Origin of the sequence: Thermogemmatispora sp. (assembly GCF_019683635.1) — a bacterium.
Taxonomy (GTDB): domain Bacteria; phylum Chloroflexota; class Ktedonobacteria; order Ktedonobacterales; family Ktedonobacteraceae; genus Thermogemmatispora.
In genome coordinates this window covers 1-4,069 of sequence record NZ_JADGIA010000303.1, presented here as the reverse complement: position 1 = coordinate 4,069, position 4,069 = coordinate 1, and the positions used below count along the sequence as shown (strand labels likewise).

Annotated in this window: 3 protein-coding genes; all 3 read left to right on the top strand. The window is 65.6% G+C overall.

The window, feature by feature from the left end; all coding sequences use genetic code 11:
- On the top strand, positions 1-612 hold a 612-nt coding region (locus IRZ31_RS20475), incomplete at its 5' end, for a hypothetical protein (RefSeq protein WP_297157359.1).
- A 170-nt stretch (positions 613-782) separates the two neighbouring features.
- On the top strand, positions 783-3,197 hold the full coding sequence (locus IRZ31_RS20470) for a serine/threonine-protein kinase (protein WP_297157356.1): 2,415 nt from the start codon (positions 783-785) through the stop codon (positions 3,195-3,197).
- A 263-nt stretch (positions 3,198-3,460) separates the two neighbouring features.
- The coding region (locus tag IRZ31_RS20465) for a serine/threonine-protein kinase (protein WP_297157353.1) at positions 3,461-4,069 on the top strand (609 nt) is incomplete at its 3' end.

Genomic DNA, 4,069 nt, shown 5'->3' with positions numbered 1-4,069 from the left:
CAGATCCGGCCCGGCGAGCAGCTCGTCAGCCAGCCCACCTGCAGCACGAACATCAAGAGCGATCATAGTGCCGGCGACCACGCCACCAGCGTCACTGTGACCGTCTCCGCCACCTGCAGCGGCGAAGCCTTTGACAAACAGGGAGCCTTGCGCCTTGGGGCCAGTCTGCTCAGCCAGGAGGCCAGCAAGAAACTGGCAGCGGGCTATGCCCCGGTGGGCCAGATCATCACCACCATTGACGGGGCCACGCCCATCAGCAGCGGCGGAGGCAAAGGCAGCATCTCGATCACCGTGACCGCTGAAGGGCGCTGGGCCTATCAGTTCGACGACGCCGCCAAAAAGCGCCTGGCCCAGCTCATCGCCGGCAAATCGAAGAGCGAGGCCCTGCAGCTCCTGCAGCGGCAGAGCGGCGTCAAAGGGGCCGACATCGCAATCTTTCACGGAAGCGATCGGCTGCCGAGCGATGCCAACCAGATCACCATTACCATCGGCAACGTGAGCGGGCTGTCGCCGGTCCCGAGCGCCAGCACGGCACCGGGCAGCCCGCCCCCAACAACCACGGCCACAGCCGCACCTAGCCCAAGTACAAGCCCTGTCTCGGGCAAGGGCTAGCCGGCGCCAGGGTCCGGCCTCCGGCCCGCACGCCACACCAGCGCCAGCGATCGAAGAGCGATTGTCTTGTAAAAACAGCGCAATAAAAACGTAATCTATTCTGAATCCAATACAGGCCAGGATAAAACGTTAGAAAGCAGCCGCTGGACGAACCGGGGAGGGCTTCGTCTATGGGACACAGCAAGGAACCAGAGGAGCGCCAGGAGCCTGGCCGGCAGCTTCTCAGCAACTATGAACTCATTCGCCGGCTAGGACGAGGCGGCTCCAGCACCGTCTACCTGGCCCGGCACCGCTTCCTGAGCCGCTGGTCGCTCGTCGCCCTCAAGCGCCTTCAGACCCCGCTCGACACAGCCGAAGGACAGGCCCAATTCAAGGCTGAGGTCCACCTCCTGGAGGGACTGAGTCACCCGCACATCCTTTCCCTGCTCGACGCCGGCATTGATCAGGAAGACTGCCCCTACCTGGTGACCCAATACGCCGCGGGCGGCTCGCTGCGCCAGCGACTACGTCAGGCTGGCGGGCGACCTCTCCCGCTGGCCGAAGCGGTAGCGATCCTGACTCAGGTCGGGGCAGCCCTGCAGTATGCTCACGAGCGCGGCATCATTCACCGCGACCTCAAACCGGAGAACATCCTCTTCGCCGCCGACGGCAGCGCTCTCCTGGCTGACTTCGGCATTGCCCTGCAGCTCACCTCACGCAGCCTGGAGGCCACCAGTCTGAGCGGCACCCCGGCCTACATGGCCCCCGAGCAATTCCGCGGGCAGGCAGGGCGTGAGAGCGACCAGTACGCCCTGGCCTGCGTCGCCTACGAGCTGTGCACGGGGCGGCGCGTTTTCGAAGAGCAGGACCCGCTCGCCCTCATGTACTGCCATACGCAGCGGGAGCCGGAGCCGCTGCGGCACTACAACCCGCTGCTGCCGCCGGCGATGGAGGCCGCCATCCTGCGCGGCCTGGCCAAAGAGCGCCACGAGCGCTATCCCAGCGTCAGCGCCTTCGTAACGGCCCTGGCCGCAGGCGCGAAAGACAGCCAGCCCTGGGGGGCCATCTGGGGCGAAGAGAGAGAGGTCAGAGCTGATCGACTGTCCCAGCCGCCTCCCCACCGACTGCCTGTCAGCGAAGAACTGGCGACCCCGGTCGTATCCGTGCCCAGACCAGCCTTAACAGCCTCATGGCGGCGTTTTCCACAGCTGCGCCGGCTGCAAATCCAGCGCGCACAGCGGGGGGAGAGAGGCAGAGACAACCAGACGAAAGCAGTGATCACACCCCAGCCCCAGAGACCGGAGAAAGTCGCCAGCCTCGCAGCCCTTGCGCCAGCGCCAGCCCCCTCCCGCAAGACCGCCCGGATGGGCGCAAGACAGGTGGCCCCAGCGGCGCGCCCCAGGGAGCGGAAAGGCCACTGGCGCTGGCTGGCCCTGCCTGTAGCCCTGGTGCTCCTGCTCCTGGCGGGGAGCCTGGTTATGGCCTACAGCGACCCGGCGGCACTGGGACCGCTCGGTGAGATCCTGCCGATCGGGGCCCCGCTGGCCACGGTCCACCTCACCCCGGCCAGCGTCTTCCTCACCCGGCAATACCTGATCACCGGCGTGACGGGAACGCCCAGCACCGCCAGGCGCGAGGTGCAGGTGCGCCGCCTGAGCGCCACGGTCAACTCACCGGCGAAGACGGTTCCAGCCACGGGCCACGGGATGACAGCCGGGACCCAGGCGCATGGGACAATGACCTTTAGCCACGGGTCTGGAAACTGGGAGACGGTACAGGCTGGGTCAACCTTCCTTGTGGATGTACGAGGAACTACGCTCAGTGTCTCCCTCGACCAAGCGGTCAACTTGCCTCCCGCCGACCCAACTCACCCTACTTCACAGATAGTGAAGGCCACAGTCCTACAGCCGGGAGCTATTGGGAATCTCCCTGCAGGCATCATCAAAGAATGGTTTACTCCCACCATGTATGTCACTAGTGGCCCCTTCACGGGTGGGCAAGACCCGCAGCCCTACACCTACGTCCAGCGCAGCGACCTCGACAACGCCGCCAACCCGCTCAAAGCCGGGCTGCAGCAGCAGGCTCAGCAGCAGCTCCTGCAGCAAGCGCACAGCGGCGAGCGCCTGACCGGTCCCGACTGCAGCACCAGCATCAGGAGCGACCATCAGATCGGCGACCACGCCACCAGCGTCACCCTCAGCGTCAGCGCCACCTGCAACGGCGCCGCCTACACGCCGCAGGCCGCCTTTGACCTGGGCGCCGCCCTCCTGCGTCAAGAAGCCGCTCGCTCCCCCGGGACCGGCTATAGCCTCGACGGACAGATCAGCACCACCATCGTCGACGCCAGCCTCAGCCCCACCCCCAACCAGAGCACAACAGCCATCATCACGGTGAAAGCGCAGGGACGCTGGACGTATCAATTCAATGAGGAGGCCAGACAGCGGCTCAGCCAGCTCATCGCCGGCAAGCCAAAGAGCGAAGCGCTGCAGCTCCTGCAGCGGCAACCCGGCGTCAGCAGAGCCAGCATCAGCATCGCCCGCACTGACCCGGAGCGGCTGCCCACAGACCCGGGCCAGATCACCATTGTCGTCGAAAACAGCACCTGACGACCAAAGAGGCAACATCAGCGACACTCGCAGAAGTCATCGCGCGGGAAAAACCGCCACTGAGGAAAACGTCTATACTGGTAGGTCAACAGCCGACGGCTGTGGTACAATAAAACGACAGCCAGAGCAGAGCAGAAAGGCAAGCGACAGGAAAGAGAAGCTGGCCCATCGCCGGCGCGCCGACCAGAGAGCGGAGCGGGGCCGGCCCTTCCTGACCCCATTCACAGCCACAGATGAGACGAAAGGATAGAGAGGCAGCAGGCATGCTCGCGTTGGAAGGCAGGCAGCTTGGCAACTACGACGTCATCCGGCGCATTCGTGTCGGAGGCATGGGCGCCGTCTACGAAGGGCGCCAGCGTACCGCCTTTGGCAGGCGCGTTGCCATCAAAGTCATCCTCGGCGACTACGCCAGCGATCCCGACATGCGGCGGCGCTTCGCCCGCGAGGCGCGCACCATCGCCCGCCTGCAGCACCCGCACATCCTGCCGCTCATCGAATTCGGCGAAGAGCAGGGGCTACTCTACCTCGTCATGCCCTTCATCGACGGCGGCACCCTCACCAGCTACCTGCGACGCGTCTACCGCCCCCACGTCACCGGGCGCGAGCCGATCCCTTTCAACCTGCCCGAACTCATCGACATGTACCTGCAGCTCCTCGAAGCCGTCGAACACGCCCACGGCGAAGGTCTCGTCCACCGCGACATCAAATCCTCCAACGTCCTGCTGGAGCTGCCGCGCAGCGGCGTCCCACACGTCTACCTGGCCGACTTCGGCCTCGTTCGCCCGGCCCGGCAGGCCGAGAGCCAGATTGGCCGCCCCATCCCCCTCGACCAGGTCCCCGGCACTCCGCAATACATGGCCCCCGAGCAGACG